This is a genomic window from Vibrio sp. D173a (genome assembly GCF_030248475.1).
Genome location: NZ_JAHGAH010001451.1, coordinates 1 through 1,282, shown reverse-complemented (window position 1 = coordinate 1,282; position 1,282 = coordinate 1). Strand labels below are relative to the sequence as shown.

Here is a 1,282-nt window from a genome sequence, read left to right as displayed (position 1 = left end):
TTAGATCATGATTGTGGTCATGTCTTTATGGGATCTTATCGATTGGTCAGAGTAGATAATAGACAGATATCAGTGATCCAACAGACAGAATAATAGTGAACTCCTCGGATTTTTCACGGTTAAATGATATTAAAGGACAAACGATTGCGTGAAGAATAGGAAGTAACCATGCCAAATTTAGTTCTTGAGTACTCAAACTCGGTGGATGAGCGAGTGAATGTACAAGGTTTGCTAGAAGATCTCCATCAAGTTGCATTACACTGTGGGTTGTTTGATGCGCCTTCTGTTAAGTCTCGTTCACTGCGTTGCCATAATTGGCTTGTTGGGGAAGAGGACGACAGTGTGGACTTTATTCATATCAGTTTTGAGTTACTTTCTGGCCGTACTGAAGAGCAGAAAAGAGAGCTGTCACGCGCGTTAATGGTGGTGCTGCAAGAGCAAGCCAGCCATGTAAGAAGCCTGACAGTGAACATTCGTGATATGGACATCAACTGTTTTCAAAAAGTGATCAATTAATTTTTGCAGCCCAGTTTGGCCGCATCCAAATTAGAGTGTATTTAAGATGTCGATGAAAGAGTTACTGTTTTCCTTTAAAGGACGAATCAACCGAAAAACCTATTGGATTTGGAACGTATTCTATTACGTAGCCATCACTGGCTTTGCATCGGGGATTTCGGTGCTGTTCCCTGCATACTCTTACATCTTATTACCTGTGTTTTTGTTGATGTTGGTTATTCCAGATCTGGCGGTAACAGCGAAGCGTTGGCACGACCGTAACAAATCAAACATGTGGCTACTGTTGAATGTGCCTTTGGTATTGGGTCGCTTGGCTTCGCCAATGGCCGCTACAACAACAGATACTGTCTCTCCACTGCATATGGTCGCAACGGTTGCAGCACTGGTGTGTGGTGTGTGGATCTTAGTGGAGTGTGGCTTGTTGAAAGGTACGGAAGGTCGTAACGACTATGGTGATGAGCCGCAGTAACTCGCAACCTAGCGTATAACAGATTTAAGAAAAGGAGGCATTGCGCCTCCTTTTTTGTGCCTGTTCCCTAAGGGTTAGTCTGTTTGAGAGTCAGTCTACTGATTTAGGTTTGAAGGGGATAACATTGGCGGTTGGTGGCTCTGATATTGCGCCGTTGCCTTGAAGTGCCTCTTGGAATTTACACACCTGACAACGGAGTTCTCGCATCAACACCACGTTGGTATGGTGTGGGTTCTTACAGCGGCTCACCACCAAGTCGATGTGGCTTTGCTGGGCGCGCAGTCGGTCTTGCATGAT

The 1,282-nt window shown here is 44.9% G+C and carries 3 protein-coding genes; 2 read left to right on the top strand and 1 reads right to left on the bottom strand.

Going from position 1 to position 1,282, the window contains the following annotated elements; genetic code table 11:
* The first annotated feature begins 168 nt into the window (after positions 1-168).
* Together KIV40_RS33995 and KIV40_RS33990 are read left to right on the top strand one after the other, a co-directional pair.
* Entirely contained in the window at positions 169-516 is a 348-nt protein-coding gene (locus tag KIV40_RS33995) for a 5-carboxymethyl-2-hydroxymuconate Delta-isomerase (protein ID WP_285353855.1), read from the top strand.
* Between the two features lie 46 nt (positions 517-562).
* Complete coding sequence (locus KIV40_RS33990; RefSeq protein ID WP_285353854.1) at positions 563-985, top strand: DUF805 domain-containing protein; 423 nt, start codon at positions 563-565, stop codon at positions 983-985.
* Between the two features lie 90 nt (positions 986-1,075).
* On the opposite strand, the gene KIV40_RS33985 is transcribed toward KIV40_RS33990, so the two are convergent.
* Positions 1,076-1,282, bottom strand: a 207-nt coding sequence (locus KIV40_RS33985) for a DUF3135 domain-containing protein (protein WP_285353853.1), incomplete at its 5' end; no start/stop codon positions are given.

Coding starts and splice junctions, on each gene's coding strand:
- KIV40_RS33995 (WP_285353855.1), top strand. CDS start 169: ATGCCAAATTTAGTTCTTGAGTACTCAAACTCGGTGGATGAGCGAGTG.
- KIV40_RS33990 (WP_285353854.1), top strand. CDS start 563: ATGTCGATGAAAGAGTTACTGTTTTCCTTTAAAGGACGAATCAACCGA.